Origin of the sequence: Pseudochrobactrum sp. Wa41.01b-1 (assembly GCF_019464455.1) — a bacterium.
Lineage (GTDB): Bacteria > Pseudomonadota > Alphaproteobacteria > Rhizobiales > Rhizobiaceae > Pseudochrobactrum > Pseudochrobactrum saccharolyticum.
Genome location: NZ_CP080493.1, coordinates 1,988,477 through 2,002,500, shown reverse-complemented (window position 1 = coordinate 2,002,500; position 14,024 = coordinate 1,988,477). Strand labels below are relative to the sequence as shown.

11 protein-coding genes, 1 tRNA gene, 2 rRNA genes and 3 pseudogenes (1 of these 17 cut by a window edge) are annotated in these 14,024 nt (G+C 58.6%); 11 read left to right on the top strand and 6 right to left on the bottom strand.

Going from position 1 to position 14,024, the window contains the following annotated elements:
- The 3 genes from K1X45_RS09335 to K1X45_RS09325 all read left to right on the top strand — a co-directional run.
- Positions 1-1,268, top strand: a 23S ribosomal RNA gene (locus tag K1X45_RS09335) (it extends 1,540 nt beyond the left edge of the window).
- Between the two features lie 201 nt (positions 1,269-1,469).
- Positions 1,470-1,584: ribosomal RNA gene (rrf, locus tag K1X45_RS09330) — 5S ribosomal RNA — on the top strand.
- 228 nt (positions 1,585-1,812) lie between these two features.
- Positions 1,813-1,889, top strand: a tRNA-Met gene (locus K1X45_RS09325).
- Here K1X45_RS09325 and K1X45_RS09320 read toward each other — a convergent pair.
- A complete protein-coding gene (locus tag K1X45_RS09320) occupies positions 1,846-2,970 on the bottom strand; it encodes a recombinase family protein (protein WP_370627115.1) in 1,125 nt (374 codons plus the stop codon). The two genes, K1X45_RS09325 and K1X45_RS09320, sit on opposite strands and share 44 nt — an antisense overlap.
- Between K1X45_RS09320 and K1X45_RS16075 the strand changes: the two genes are divergently transcribed.
- Positions 2,878-3,096 carry a hypothetical protein gene (locus tag K1X45_RS16075; protein ID WP_370627010.1) on the top strand — a complete coding sequence of 73 codons (219 nt, stop codon included), beginning with the start codon at positions 2,878-2,880 and terminating at the stop codon, positions 3,094-3,096. The genes K1X45_RS09320 and K1X45_RS16075 overlap by 93 nt on opposite strands.
- 72 nt (positions 3,097-3,168) lie before the next feature.
- Here the strand turns inward: K1X45_RS16075 and K1X45_RS16070 are convergent.
- The 4 genes and pseudogenes from K1X45_RS16070 to K1X45_RS09305 all read right to left on the bottom strand — a co-directional run.
- Positions 3,169-3,543 (bottom strand): annotated as a pseudogene (locus tag K1X45_RS16070) (recombinase family protein); the annotation flags it as partial.
- A gap of 11 nt (positions 3,544-3,554) precedes the next feature.
- Entirely contained in the window at positions 3,555-3,935 is a 381-nt protein-coding gene (locus K1X45_RS09315; protein ID WP_220158667.1) for a type II toxin-antitoxin system HigA family antitoxin, read from the bottom strand.
- Positions 3,936-3,947: 12 nt separating this feature from the next.
- Entirely contained in the window at positions 3,948-4,247 is a 300-nt protein-coding gene (locus tag K1X45_RS09310) for a type II toxin-antitoxin system HigB family toxin (protein WP_255560376.1), read from the bottom strand.
- 124 nt (positions 4,248-4,371) lie between these two features.
- Positions 4,372-4,599 carry a hypothetical protein gene (locus K1X45_RS09305; RefSeq protein WP_220158666.1) on the bottom strand — a complete coding sequence of 76 codons (228 nt, stop codon included), beginning with the start codon at positions 4,597-4,599 and terminating at the stop codon, positions 4,372-4,374.
- A gap of 743 nt (positions 4,600-5,342) precedes the next feature.
- Between K1X45_RS09305 and K1X45_RS09300 the strand changes: the two genes are divergently transcribed.
- The 7 genes and pseudogenes from K1X45_RS09300 to istB all read left to right on the top strand — a co-directional run bounded on the left by K1X45_RS09300 (position 5,343) and on the right by istB (position 12,532).
- Positions 5,343-5,672 carry a HigA family addiction module antitoxin gene (locus K1X45_RS09300; RefSeq protein ID WP_220158665.1) on the top strand — a complete coding sequence of 110 codons (330 nt, stop codon included), beginning with the start codon at positions 5,343-5,345 and terminating at the stop codon, positions 5,670-5,672.
- Entirely contained in the window at positions 5,669-7,468 is a 1,800-nt protein-coding gene (locus K1X45_RS09295; protein ID WP_220158664.1) for a class I SAM-dependent DNA methyltransferase, read from the top strand. The genes K1X45_RS09300 and K1X45_RS09295 overlap by 4 nt, the downstream gene beginning before the upstream one ends.
- Entirely contained in the window at positions 7,465-8,529 is a 1,065-nt protein-coding gene (locus tag K1X45_RS09290; RefSeq protein WP_220158663.1) for a BsuBI/PstI family type II restriction endonuclease, read from the top strand. Before K1X45_RS09295 ends, K1X45_RS09290 begins: the two co-directional genes overlap by 4 nt.
- Before the next feature lie 51 nt (positions 8,530-8,580).
- A complete protein-coding gene (locus K1X45_RS09285) occupies positions 8,581-9,027 on the top strand; it encodes a hypothetical protein (RefSeq protein ID WP_220158662.1) in 447 nt (148 codons plus the stop codon).
- 247 nt (positions 9,028-9,274) lie between these two features.
- On the top strand, positions 9,275-10,126 hold the full coding sequence (locus tag K1X45_RS09280; protein ID WP_220158661.1) for a hypothetical protein: 852 nt from the start codon (positions 9,275-9,277) through the stop codon (positions 10,124-10,126).
- A 90-nt stretch (positions 10,127-10,216) separates the two neighbouring features.
- A pseudogene (gene istA, locus K1X45_RS09275) lies at positions 10,217-11,748 on the top strand (IS21 family transposase).
- Positions 11,738-12,532: an IS21-like element helper ATPase IstB gene (istB, locus tag K1X45_RS09270; protein ID WP_220158660.1), complete on the top strand. Its 795-nt coding sequence runs from the start codon at positions 11,738-11,740 to the stop codon at positions 12,530-12,532. Before istA ends, istB begins: the two are co-directional and overlap by 11 nt.
- Before the next feature lie 456 nt (positions 12,533-12,988).
- Here the strand turns inward: istB and K1X45_RS09260 are convergent.
- A pseudogene (locus K1X45_RS09260) lies at positions 12,989-13,928 on the bottom strand (L-serine ammonia-lyase, iron-sulfur-dependent, subunit alpha); the annotation flags it as partial.
- Positions 13,929-14,024 lie beyond the last annotated feature (96 nt).

Below are 14,024 nucleotides of genomic sequence, written 5' to 3'. Positions count from 1 at the left end.
AGACCGTACCCTAAACCGACACTGGTGGACTGGTAGAGTATACCAAGGCGCTTGAGAGAACTGCGTTGAAGGAACTCGGCAAATTGCACGCGTAACTTCGGAAGAAGCGTGACCCTTGTTTGCGCAAGCAGATGAGGGTGGCACAGACCAGGGGGTAGCGACTGTTTACCAAAAACACAGGGCTCTGCGAAGTCGCAAGACGACGTATAGGGTCTGACGCCTGCCCGGTGCTGGAAGGTTAAGAGGAGAGGTGCAAGCCTTGAATTGAAGCCCCAGTAAACGGCGGCCGTAACTATAACGGTCCTAAGGTAGCGAAATTCCTTGTCGGGTAAGTTCCGACCTGCACGAATGGCGTAACGACTTCCCCGCTGTCTCCAACGCAGACTCAGTGAAATTGAATTCCCCGTGAAGATGCGGGGTTCCTGCGGTTAGACGGAAAGACCCCGTGCACCTTTACTATAGCTTTACACTGGCATTTGTGGCGACATGTGTAGGATAGGTGGTAGACTTTGAAGCGGAGGCGCCAGCCTTCGTGGAGTCATCCTTGAAATACCACCCTTATCGTCATAGATGTCTAACTGCGACCCGTATATCCGGGTCCAGGACCGTGTATGGTGGGTAGTTTGACTGGGGCGGTCGCCTCCTAAAGAGTAACGGAGGCGCGCGATGGTGGGCTCAGAACGGTCGGAAATCGTTCGTCGAGTGCAATGGCATAAGCCCGCCTGACTGCAAGACAGACAAGTCGAGCAGAGACGAAAGTCGGTCATAGTGATCCGGTGGTCCCGTGTGGAAGGGCCATCGCTCAACGGATAAAAGGTACGCCGGGGATAACAGGCTGATGACCCCCAAGAGTCCATATCGACGGGGTTGTTTGGCACCTCGATGTCGACTCATCGCATCCTGGGGCTGGAGCAGGTCCCAAGGGTATGGCTGTTCGCCATTTAAAGCGGTACGTGAGTTGGGTTCAGAACGTCGTGAGACAGTTCGGTCCCTATCTGCCGTGGGTGTAGGAATATTGAAAGGATCTGTCCCTAGTACGAGAGGACCGGGATGGACGTATCTCTGGTGGATCTGTTGTCGTGCCAACGGCATAGCAGAGTAGCTATATACGGACTAGATAACCGCTGAAGGCATCTAAGCGGGAAACTAACCTTAAAACGAGTATTCCCTATCAGAGCCGTGGAAGACCACCACGTTGATAGGCCGGATGTGGAAGTGCAGTAATGCATGCAGCTGACCGGTACTAATAGCTCGATCGACTTGATTGTTCTCATTATCAATATCCATCAAGCTCATCCAATGGATGAGTTTGATAGTTTCTTCTCTCTCACGCCCTATTCACTTCGTGAATGGCTCCGAGAGGGCGGCCTAACGGCCGGCACGCAGTCGCGTGCTTAGAGACGGAACTGCGCTAATTACGCAGTGCACGAAAAATCCAGCTTCTTATTTGTTTCTGTGCCCTTTGCTGACCTGGTGGTTATGGCGGAGCGGCTGCACCCGATCCCATTCCGAACTCGGCCGTGAAACGCTCCAGCGCCAATGGTACTTTGTCTTAAGACACGGGAGAGTAGGTCGCTGCCAGGTCTGCAAATGGCACAGAAAACAAAAACATCTTCTCAAACATTCAGCGCTAAACGCGCAAATCAATCGCTTACCGATAAGACAATCTTCAAAGCAAATCTTAAGCGATCATATATCTAGGGTGGAGCGCCCGTTCGGCCTACAATCGATAATCAATCGATTGCTATACGGCCTCACCTCATCAGGCTACGCCTGACTTCGCTCCCGGGCTCAAAACCCGAAAATCTTTGACGCGGGGTGGAGCAGCCCGGTAGCTCGTCAGGCTCATAACCTGAAGGCCGCAGGTTCAAATCCTGCCCCCGCAACCACCGATAATAACAAACCCGTCGCATCAGCGGCGGGTTTTGTCGTTTTTGCTGCCTTTCCAACGGCTTGCCGCTCCGTCCATTCGAGGATCGTGGCCAGTTCACCGTGCAGCGTGGCGTAAATTTCTCCGCGTTCCGGGCCCGGCGTCAGCACAATCCTCTCGATCAGGGCGCGCAGATCCTGCGATGCCGCCTGCCGCTCTTCCTTCCGGTTGAGGGCCTTGGTCAGCGCCGCGACCTTCTTCCCGTAGATCGCTGACGCGCTCGGCAGAATGTCGGGCGTGTCCGCAGGCATATCCGCGAGGAGGGCGGTCAGCTCGTCCTTGCGTGCCTCCAGCCCGGTCATCTTCTCCTTCATCGACGGATGATACATGCCGTCGGTGATGGCCTCGACGATCTGGGCAATCTGCTTCTCGGCCTTTGCAAGCTCGGCCTTCCAGGCGTCGCCATTCGAGCGGCGCTCCCGGTTCAGGCGGTTGGTTTCCTCGGCATAGGCGCGCATGGCTTCCTCGACAATCTCCGGCGCCATTAGCCGGTCCTTCAGGCCGGCGAGCACGCGGGCTTCCAACTCGTCCTGGCGGATGGTGCGACTGTTGTCGCAGGTGCCCTTGCTGATGTGGTTCGAGCAGGCATAGCGCTGCGGGCCGCGAAGCGAGTAGGGGCCATCGCAGCAGCCGCAGAAGATCAGGCCCGAAAGGAGCGTGCGCGGCCGGCGCGCGCCGTTGAGCTTGTTCTTCCTGTGGTGCTTGCGCACGCCGTCGGCGACGTTGACGAATTTCTCGGCAATCTCGCCCTGGCGTTCGCGCACGGACTGCCACAGCTCGTCTTCGACGATACGTAGCTCGGGGACGTCCTTGACGATCCAGTCCGATTCGGGGTTCAGGCGGGAGACGCGCTTTCCGGTCGACGGATCTTTGATGTAGCGCAGCCGGTTCCAGATCAGGCGGCCGATATAGAGCTCGTTGTTCACGATGCCGGTGCCACGCTTTACATGGCCGCGGATCGTCGTGTCGCCCCATGGCTTACCGCCGGGGCCGGGCACGCCTTCCTCATTCAGTGTGCGGGCGATCGTGCGCGGTGCGATCCCGGCCGCGAATTCTTTGAACACGCGGCGCACCACGATCGCTTCGGCCTCGTTGATCTCGCGATCGCCCCGGATCGGATCGCCACGGGCATCGAGCTGCTTGATGACCTTGTAGCCAAAGCATAGGCCGCCGCCGGACTTGCCTTCCTCGACGCGACCACGGATGCCGCGATGCGTCTTGGCGGCGAGGTCTTTCAGGAACAGCGCGTTCATCGTGCCCTTGAGGCCGACATGCAGTTCGCTGATCTCACCCTCTGCCAGCGTGACGATCGGCACGCCGGCGAACTTCAGGTGCTTGAAGAAAGTCGCCACGTCGGCCTGGTCGCGGCTGATGCGATCCAGTGCCTCGGCGAGCACGATATCGAACTGGCCGGCCTGCGCATCCTGCAGCAGCGATTGGATGCCGGGTCGCAGGATCATGCTCGCGCCGGAAATCCCCGCGTCCTTGTAGGTGCCGACGATCTTCCACTTCTCGCGCTTCGCCTGCTCGCGGCAGATGCGGAACTGGTCGTCGATCGACGCCTCGCGCTGATTGTCGGACGAATAGCGGGCATACAAGGAAACGCGGGTCATCGTGGTCTCTCCTACGCTACCTTGTCCATCCGGCTCGGCCGGATCAGCACCTCCGCTGAGATGCCAAGACGGCTGTGCAATTGCCGGATCATGTCGATCGACAGGCTGCGCTTGCGGTTCAGCACATCGGCCACCCGGTTGCGCGGGCCGATCATCGGCTCCAGATCCTTGCGGGTCAGCCCCTGCTGCTCCATGCGGAAGCGGATCGCCTCCACCGGATCGGGCGGGTCCATCGGATAGTGCTTCGCCTCATAGACGTCGATCAGCGTCGCCAGCACGTCGAGGCGGTCGCCTTTCGGCGTGCCGCTCCTGGCGCCCCAGAGTCGTTCGACTTCCGCGAGCGCGTCTTCGTAATCCGCTTCCGTGCGGATCGGCTTCAGGTCAGTTGCCATGCTCGATCTCCTTCACGTCGATCCTGCGTAAGCCTTGTGCGTGCCGAGCCACTTGATCCAGACGATGCCCTTCTCGAAGTCCGCCGACACGACGAGGCGGTAGTCATTGCCCTTGATGTTGAAGACGATCCGCTCGGCGCTGACGATGCTCGCCGTCGCGTAGAGCCGCTTCACATCGGCGGTGCTTGCCCATTCCGCCTTGCTGACTTCGTCGAACCAGGCATCGAGTGCGGCCTTGACGGCCGGCTGCTCTTTCTGCCCCGCGAGACTTTCGACAAATTCGCGCAAAGTGCGGCGGGCAATAATCCTCATCTGTCACCTATAGCATGGGACCAAAACGGTCTCAAGAGAAAACTGCTTCAGCCCGGACCAGGGAGCCCGCACCGGGTGAAACTCGCGTGTATGTCGGTTGCCGGCGAGGCCGGCTGTTGGACCATCAGGGCGAAGGGAGTGAATTCTTGTGGTGCTGTTTCTGCGCCTTGCGTTCCAGCGCGATCTTGCGTTCGAACTGCTCGCGGGCGATCTGGCGGCCGATCAATCGGGCGAGGGACCGGATCGCTGCATCGGTGCGCACAGGACCGTTCCGGCCCGTTTCCGGTCCGGCCGAGGGCGATAGAACCTCGATGCTGATCCTGTCCCGTTTTAGCGCCATCGTCTCCAGCAATCCCATGCCCGGAAGGGGCAGGGGATATGGAAGCGTGTATTGCCATAGTAGGGAAGGTCTCGCGGCGCTCCGTGCGGTGAATAGGATGCCGTGGCGTAGAAAAGGGATGGGTCAGTCAGTGGCGGGGAGGGGGTGGATCGCGGCCGATAGGCTCCATCCATCCCTGGCTGAGTTCGAATCCCACATGCTCCGCCAATCACCGGCGATTACGCGATATTGCCGCCGATCACCGCACAAGAATTTTCAGATTTGCGGAAGTCGCTCCGTCGATAGCCCTCTATGGCACGATAAAAGGCAGGTTCTCACATACCCGACCAAGCGGAATAGTCGTCGCCGAAAACTGCCGCCGATTGTACGCCGAAAATCGCGTTGGGCATCTACGCCGCCAACAATGACAGGTTGGTGCTAGGACCGGACTTACCTAGAAAAGTGGATTCAAGCTCAAGCTCTCCCAACAGCCCGCTGAGTTTTCTCCTACGCACTGCAGGTGGCACATCGCGATGGGGCGATTAGGATATTCGGCGATTATCGGGGGATTTAGTTGGCAATTGGCGGTATTTGGCGCCCAGCACTGCGCCCTTAGGCTACGGACGAAAAGTCCTATGCGAGCAACATTCGAACGCACGCAGGTTTGTAGGGCAAACATCTACCGTGGTGAGGAACGGAAGGGAAACAAAGCGCTTGTAAAGTGACTCTTTACGGTGTACGGTTGCCGGCGAAGCCTTCCATGCGGAGTCACCTAAATGAGAGCTATGATGCGCTCGGCGGAGCCGGTCCATCCCGGTGGTTTCGTCAAAAGTAAAGTCATTGAGGCAACCGGCCTAACGGTGACGGATGCCGCGCAGGCTCTAGGCGTCACTCGGCCGGCCCTTTCAGCCTTGATCAACGGCCGATCGCACCTGACCCCAGAAATGGCGTTGCGCATTGAGAAGGCCTTTGGGGTCTCGATGGAGCAATTAATGGAGATGCAAAACAGCTTCGATATTGCGGAGGTCCGTAAGCGGGGAAACGAGATCGACGTTGCACGCTTCAAACCGAGAGTGGTCCGGGCGCAGAGGGAGCGGAATTCATGAGGGGTTCGAAGGCGGTCTCGCGCATGCGGACAACAGTCGCCGCTAAAGCAGTTGTCCCCCTTGATGCCAAGCGTCTGGAATTAGCGCGTGCTCGTGTCATGGCTCGGGCTTGGGCCGAAACAATTTCGGAGTCGCATCGAACAAGGCAGGCGGCTCTCTTCGCCCGTGCCGCGATCGCGGCTTTTGCTGCGGAAAAAGCGGCAGCCCTTACTCTGCGGCCGCCTTTCGCCAGCTCGTGCGACGAGCTTGATGCAACTGCCTGCCAACTCGCGGTCTCACTGGGACATGAAGCTGCTGCGCTTCCCGTACTCGAAGGCTGCCACTTTCTGACGAGCCTTTATACCACGTTGCTTCCCGGGAAAGAGCGCAGCGATCTAGGCGCCTTCTATACTCCGCCTGCATTGACGAAGCGGTTGCTTGATCTTGCGGATGAAGGTGGTTTGGATTGGGCGACTGCCCGTGTGCTAGATCCAGCAAGCGGTGGCGGGGCATTCCTTCTTGAGGCGGCATCGCGCATGCGCGATGCACTGCAGGAAAGCGAACCTGCTTTCGTGCTGGCCCAAATAGGTAACCGGCTCGCAGGCTTTGAGCTTGATCCCCATGCGGCGTGGCTATCGCAGGCGGCTCTCGATATTTACCTGTCCGACCTTGCCCTCGTGAGCGGGCGCGACATTCCGATGTGCGTGAAGGTCTGCGATACCCTCGAAGAGACCCCTGTACCAATATACGATCTGGTTGTCGGCAATCCGCCCTATGGCCGGATAACGCTGACGGCTGCGCAGCGCCTCCGGTTCGCACGTGGCCTGTATGGTCATGCTAATCTCTACGGGGTTTTTACAGATATTGCGCTCAGGTGGACACGTCCCGGTGGCTTGATTGCCTACCTGACACCCACCAGCGTGCTTGGCGGCCAATATTATACAGCTCTGCGGCGGCTTCTGGCTGAAGAAGCGCCGCCCGTCGCCATTGACTTCGTTCATGCACGACGCGGTGTTTTTGAAGACGTTTTGCAGGAAACGCTGCTTGCGCTCTATCTAAAGGGCGGTGAGCGGACACGTTTCCAAGTCCATTATCTCAACGTCGATAACGAACGCGAAACCCGTCTGACCAAGAATGGTAAAGTTGGATTGCCAGACGATCCGGGTGCGCCCTGGCTTGCACCGCGGGAGCCTAGCCACGTTGGCCTGATCAAGGCAGCCGAAGGCATGGCCGCCAGGCTTTCCGATTGGGGCTATTGCGTTTCGACGGGGCCTCTCGTGTGGAACAGGTTCAAACCACAAATGCGGAGCCGCGCAGCACGCGGCTTGCACCCGCTGATTTGGGCGGAAGCAGTTACGGCTGACGGCCGTTTCATCTTCCGTGCCGAGAAGAAAAATCACGCTCCGTACTTCAAGACGGAGGCTGGAGATAACTGGCTTGTGGTTGACCGGGGGTGCGTTCTTGTCCAGCGCACGACAGCCAAGGAACAGTCGCGCCGCCTTATCGCAGCCGAGCTGCCACAGGCCTTCATCAACGAGCATGGCGGGGTGGTTGTAGAAAATCATTTGAACATGGTGCGTGCCATGAAGGAGCCGAAGGTTACACCGGCGGCCGTTGCTGCGGTGCTCAATAGTGATGTGGTCGATCAAATATTCAGATGTATCAGCGGCAGCGTTGCTGTTTCCGCTTTCGAGTTGGAGGCAATCCCATTACCACCTGTTGAGGCCATGTCGCCGGTCGAGCGTCTCATAGCGAAGGGTGCTTCCCGCAAAGCCATCGAAAAGTCATTACGAAACCTCTACGGGTTTGAGGCATGAGCTTGCCTCCCCTTCTTTCTTGGAGTGACATCCACACTCGGCTTCCTGAGATATTTCCTGAAGGCTCAGCCAATCGCGACCACTCGATTTGGGAAATTGCGGCCAAGACTATCTTCGTAATGCTCTATGCTGGGGCGGTCGAAGGGGCCGACAGGTGGCTTCGCCCTGATCAGGTCACTCGCATGACCGATGAGCAAGCCGTGCAAGGCGACGACGAAGCACGTGATGCTTGGGCGACATCATCAATCAAGCCGAGTAAAGCCGACGTACCCGGACGCTGGTATGCGGTGAATACGAGGGAATCGATCCGCGACGATACGATTCGCTACGCCCTAATTCAGAATGGCGCCGTTATCGAGCGGCCAGGTCTTTCCACAACCTCACCGGCGGGACGTTACGCTCTGCAGGCCGATTTTGCGGAGTTGCTGGCTCCCGCTCTCGACGAGGCAACCTTCATCGCGAAGGCGGCGGCTTGGCGAGAAAAGCATCTGAATGCAGGCGCACTCGCACGCATCGCGATCGTGCGTAAAGGGGCGGCCGCTGGCGGTGAATATGAGCTTGTGACATTCCCCAACGGGGAATCTCGCCGTATGACCTCGGGGCCGAGCGCCGATATTTCGAAGGCGGTGATTGAGGTCTTTGCACCCAAATTTCTTCTGAGGCCCGGCGTAATCTCCCTCAGTGAAAGTGGTAACAAAGTCGTTGCACGGGATGACGAGCTGGCTAAGGCTATTGGTCTTACTATACCAGCCGACAAGAGCCTTCCCGACATTGTTCTTGTTGACCTTGGCCCCACACACCCGCTGCTGATCTTCGTGGAAGTGGTGCATACAGACGGCCCGGTGAACGATGCTCGGAAGATAGCCCTTCTTCGAATCGCTGAAGGAGCGGGCTTCGCAACCCAGAACGTCGCTTTCGTCACTGCTTACCTTGACCGCGCCTCGCAGGCATTCCGTAAGACGGTTAGCAGCTTGGCCTGGGGGAGCTATGCTTGGTTTGCGTCTGAGCCCGACAGCCTAATCGTATTCAGCAGTAAGCCGCTTCAGATCGAAGGAGGCTGACGTGGCTCGAACCGAGCATCTTCGCAAAGCCGGCGACGGGAGATAGAATCCATGGATCGGCTTTCCCTCAGCTATGTTTGGAAGCAAAAGTCGATTCCTGTTGTGCTGCGCAGGACCGGACGAGGTGAGAAGCTTCGGATGCGCTTACCATTTTCAGACGACAATCGACAGTGGCTGCAGAACGGTCGGCGAACGGCGCCCAAGTGGATCGGTGAACCGGACGCCTATTGGGAGCTACCGAAGTCCTGGTTCAACGAACTCGTCGATCGAGCGATGCAGCGCTACAACAAAGTCTACATCATCCAGCCCTACCGCGAGCAGGAAATCTGCGCGCGAGCGTGCCAGGAAGCGCAGGGGCACGAATGTCAGTGTTCTTGCATGGGGGCCAATCATGGCGTCGGCAATGATGGAAGCTGGTTCGAGGTATCAGATACTTTCTCTACTCGCTGGGGGGACCGAGAACTCGCGTGTCGTCTGCTTACGGCCCGACCGCTATGAATGCAGGTCGGAGGTACGTTGTCGGCTCAACCACCGACACTGTCACATTCTCCTACTTTTGTCTGGCTTGGTCCATCCTTTACAACAGTCTCGTCGATCACGGCTTCGAAAAGCCAGCACTCATGAAGACATGAAGGCGATCAATTCGGCCATCGTCGGCGACTTTGCCTATCGTCGTTGGGATGGAAGAAAGTTTCTACACTACCCGACCGAGATTTAAGGCGCGCATCGGACGAAGGGGCGGTCATTGGGCACTGTCTCGCAGTTTTTTCAACCGCCGTTATACTGGCAACAATTCGAGGAGCTTTGCGTAGGACTTCTGTCGGAAGTCTACGATGTGCCCAATGCCCAACAAGTCGGACGCCCGGGTCAAGCGCAGAGCGGGGTCGACGTCTTCGGACGGTCAGCGCGCCACGGAACGATCGGTATCCAGTGCAAGCGCCTGGCCGAGCTGGACGAGAACAATAACCCATATCCCAGAGGCCCAATCTCACGCGCATTCTTGCGCGAGGAGGCGAAAGCCGCTCTCTCGTTTCAGCCCGATCTCAAACTCTGGATTCTCGCCACCACCGTTCGGCGAGATACCCGTGTCCAAGGCTGGGTCGAAGAGCTGAACAATGAATGGGAGCACTCCGGCCGGGACCGGATTGCGATAGTTTGGACGTGGGACGAGTGCATTTCCCATCTTAACAGCTACCCCAAACTGCAGCGGGCTTACTACCGGGACGTCATTCAGGTGTGCGCACCCAAAGACCTCGACGAGATCATCCTGCGCACGATCGCCATGGCTTTTGCCCGCCCGGCGTTCGAGGTGCCCGTTCATTGCGAGTCACCATGTGATTTCTTTCAGGCGCTCAAGGACACACAAAAGGCCCTGCGTACCGGCGAACTGGTAGATCGGGAGACACGACACGTCATCCGCAAAGCTATCGGCGGCTATCACGAGCTGGATGACGACCGGGCTCGTGCCGATCTCGGCCAGGTCGACAAGCAGTTACGGACTCTGCGCAGCCAGTTCGAACGGGGTATCAAGGACGGAACGATTCGTATGATTGGGACAATCCTTGATATTCGAGTGTTGGTTTCCACGCGGAACTGAGCCGGTTAGGCGCATAATTTCCATTGAGAATTGAGCCATGTGAACCTTCCCCCCCAAGCGATGAGCGACGGGGGCAACGGAGTGATCCACATGGGACTTTTAAACATCATCCGTCGGATGGCGCTTCGCGAGAAGCAGTCGATCAGCGAGATCAGCCGTCGCACTGGCCTGTCACGCAACACGATTGCTAAGTATTTGAGCGCTGGTACGATCGAGCCGACGTTCACGGTACCGGAACGACCGAGCAAGCTTGATCCTTTTGCCGACAAACTGGCTGGCTGGCTGAAGACTGAGGCCGGGAAGTCGCGCAAGCAGCGCCGAACGCTGAAGCAGATTCATGCCGATCTGGTGGCCCTCGGCTTTACCGGCTCCTATGGTCGGGTCGCCGCGTTCGCCCGTGAGTGGCGGGCGGATCGACAACGGGAGCAGCGGACGACGGGCCGAGGCATATTCGTTCCGCTGTCTTTCCGCCCAGGCGAAGCATTCCAATTCGATTGGAGTGAGGACTATGCCGTCATCGGCGGTGAGCGGACGAAGCTGCAGGTCGCGCATATCAAGCTATCGCACAGTCGCGCGTTTCTGGTCAGGGCCTACCTGCTGCAGACGCACGAGATGCTTTTTGACGCCCATTGGCACGGCTTCCGTGTGTTCGGCGGCGTCCCTGCTCGCGGCATCTACGATAACATGAAGACAGCGGTTGATCGTGTTGGCCGCGGCAAGGAGCGACAGGTCAATATCCGGTTCCTTGCGATGACGAACCACTACTTCTTTGCACCAGAGTTCTGCAGTCCTGCCGCGGGCTGGGAGAAAGGACAGGTCGAGAAGAATGTTCAGGATGCCCGACCGCGGCTGTGGCAACAGATGCCGGACTTCCCGGATTTACAGGCGTTGAATGCCTGGCTGGAACAGCATTGCCAGGACCTGTGGCAGGAGACACCGCATGGAAGCCTGCCCGGCTCGATCGCGATGTTTGGGTTGATGAGCAGCCCGCTTTAATGGCATTGCCCGCGATGTTTGACGGCTTCGTCGAGCAGAGCAAGCGCGTCTCACCGACATGCCTGATCACCTTCGAGCGTAATCGCTACAGTGTGCCAGCATCATTTGCGAACCGGCCCGTCAGTCTGCGGATTTATCCCGAGCGGCTGGTCGTTGCGGCCGAAGGCAATATTCTATGCGAACATCCTCGGATCATAGAACGCAGCCACGACAAACCGCCGCGAACGATTTACGACTGGCGGCATTATCTTGCGGTCATCCAACGTAAGCCCGGTGCCCTTCGCAATGGTGCGCCCTTCCTGGAATTGCCGCTGGCCTTTCGGCAACTGCAGGACCAGATGCTTCGCCGCTCCGGCGGTGATCGTGAGATGGTTGATATTCTTGCTCTCGTCCTGCATCATGACGAACAGGTTGTTGTCAGAGCTGTAGAACTGGCTCTGGATCAAGGCGTGGCGACCAAAACGCACGTCCTGAATCTGCTGCATAGGCTAATCGACGGCAAGACGACCGACGGTCCCGACATCGACACGCCGCAGGCGTTGACCTTGCTTCGCGAACCCAAGGCCAATGTCGAGCGCTACGATGGCTTGCGCGTCCGGATCGCAGGAGGTCGCCATGCGTCATGATCCTGCCAGCGCAGCCGTCGTCATCATGCTCCGTAGCCTGAAGATGCACGGTATGGCTCAAGCCGTCATCGACCTGATCGAGCAAGGGGCGCCAGCTTTCGATGCGGCCGTACCCATCCTGTCCCAGTTGCTGAAGGCCGAAATGGCCGAGCGCGAGGTTCGCTCGATCGCCTATCACATGAAGGCTGCCCGCTTCCCGGCCTACAAGGATCTCTCCGGCTTCGACTTCACCACCAGCGAGATCAACGAAGCGACAGTGCGCCAACTGCACCGATGCGAGTTCATGGACGGAGCGCAGAATATCGTTCTTGTCGGCGGGCCGGGCACAGGCAAAACACATGTGGCGACAGCCCTTGGCGTCCAAGCGATCGAGCATCACCGCCGAAAGGTGCGCTTCTTCTCGACCATCGAACTGGTCAATGCGCTCGAGCAGGAAAAGGCCAAAGGCAAGGCGGGCCAGATTGCTGAGACACTGGTTCGTCTCGATTTGCTGATCCTGGATGAGCTCGGATACCTTCCGTTCAGCGCGTCCGGCGGAGCACTGCTCTTCCACCTGCTGAGCAAGCTTTATGAGCGCACCAGCGTCATCATCACCACCAACCTCAGCTTCAGCGAATGGGCGACCGTCTTCGGTGATGCCAAGATGACCACGGCTCTGCTCGACCGCCTGACCCACCGTTGCCATATCCTGGAAACGGGGAACGACAGCTTCCGCTTCAAAGCCAGCTCGGCCGCAGCAGCACACAAGAGAGGAGAAAAAGCCAATACCTTGACCAAAGCCTGATCAGAAAACCATACTCAGAGGTGGCTCACTTCTCGGTGGAAAAACCGGCTCAGTTCCGCGTGGAAACCAACACCTTGTCTTCATCGATGAAACGTGGACCGCTACCAATATGACCCGCAGCCATGGCCGCTGTCAGAAAGGCGAGCGCCTGCGCATGCAAGGCAGGAGAGCGAACCGTGAGCGGCCTCTGGGAGAGGATCGGAAAACTCGCCGATATATTCCAACCCAATGAATGCGCAAACTACTTCAGATCATGTGGATATGACCCAAACTGATCGGAAAACGCTCTAACATCGTCCAAAGTCGGAAAAAACAAACTGTCTCCAAGGAGACTGCCGTCTGAGCGAATCGAACCCGAGCGGCACTGCTGTCACAAGCTCCAAACTCGTTCCTTTATGACTTAATTGATTACCGGCGAAGAAGCTCTGCCACGGGGATGAAAATGCACAGTTGAGATCAGCATTCAGGCAGATTTACCGCGAGCCCGCCGATCGACGTCTCCTTGTATTTTTCAGCCATGTCCCGCCCGGTCTGACGCATCGTCTCGATGCAATTGTCGAGTGGCATGAAATGCTGCCCGTCGCCGCGCAGCGCAAGGCTTGCCGCCGAGACTGCCTTGATGGCGCCAAGCCCGTTGCGCTCGATGCAGGGTACCTGGACGAGCCCGGCCACCGGATCGCAGGTCATGCCGAGATGATATTCGAGCGCGATTTCCGCGGCGTTCTCGACTTGCTCGTTGCTGCCGCCCAATGCGGCGCAAAGCCCAGCGGCGGCCATGGCGGCGGCCGTCAGCAGGAATCGCCGCGCCCCTTCAGCGCTCGCCCCGATGCAATGGTCGCGGTAGTAGCGCAGCACGGCGGGCACAACGCCGGCCGCACCATTGGTCGGTGCCGTTACGACGCGCCCGCCGGCCGCATTCTCCTCGTTGACCGCCATGGCATAGACGAGCAGCCAGTCGGTGGCCGCGTGCGGCTGGGCCTGGTTGCTGCCCCGTTCGTTCAGCAATTGCTGGTACAGGCTGCGGGCGCGACGCCGCACAGATAGGCCCCAGGCAGAATCCCGTCCTGCCGAAGGCCGCGGTCGAGACAATCGTCCATCGCGGCCTGCAACTGCTCCAGTCTCGGCTCAAGGTCGGCGCCGTGGCGGACGTGAAGGGGTAGGGCACGGCCTCCGTCGCGGTGTCCCGGGAAGCCGGCACGCCGGAAAGCTCGTCTTCATTGACGACTAAGCCGCCGCCGATCGAGTACCAGACCTGCCGCAGCAGGATATCTTCCGCCGGCGCGCGCGCCGTGAAGACCATGCCGTTGGCATGACCCGGCAAGGGCGGTCTGTAATCGAAGACGAGATCAGCGCCTGGATCGAAGCTGATGGGGCCGAACTCGCCCTCGATCTTCAGCCATTCGTGGTCTTCGGTGAATTTCAGCATGACGTGTTCCTCAGATGCGCTTGTAGCATTGGGTGATGAAGGGAAGGGACGAGACGGAGACGGGAA

What these genes read in the sequence shown, in the direction of transcription:
- K1X45_RS16075 (WP_370627010.1), top strand. Translation starts at nt 2,878, where the DNA reads ATGGCCGCGGATCGTCGTGTCGCCCCATGGCTTACCGCCGGGGCCGGG.
- K1X45_RS09315 (WP_220158667.1), bottom strand. Translation starts at nt 3,935, where the DNA reads ATGGCAACTGACCTGAAGCCGATCCGCACGGAAGCGGATTACGAAGAC.
- K1X45_RS09310 (WP_255560376.1), bottom strand. Translation starts at nt 4,247, where the DNA reads ATGAGGATTATTGCCCGCCGCACTTTGCGCGAATTTGTCGAAAGTCTC.
- K1X45_RS09300 (WP_220158665.1), top strand. Translation starts at nt 5,343, where the DNA reads ATGAGAGCTATGATGCGCTCGGCGGAGCCGGTCCATCCCGGTGGTTTC.
- K1X45_RS09295 (WP_220158664.1), top strand. Translation starts at nt 5,669, where the DNA reads ATGAGGGGTTCGAAGGCGGTCTCGCGCATGCGGACAACAGTCGCCGCT.
- K1X45_RS09290 (WP_220158663.1), top strand. Translation starts at nt 7,465, where the DNA reads ATGAGCTTGCCTCCCCTTCTTTCTTGGAGTGACATCCACACTCGGCTT.
- K1X45_RS09285 (WP_220158662.1), top strand. Translation starts at nt 8,581, where the DNA reads ATGGATCGGCTTTCCCTCAGCTATGTTTGGAAGCAAAAGTCGATTCCT.
- istB (WP_220158660.1), top strand. Translation starts at nt 11,738, where the DNA reads ATGCGTCATGATCCTGCCAGCGCAGCCGTCGTCATCATGCTCCGTAGC.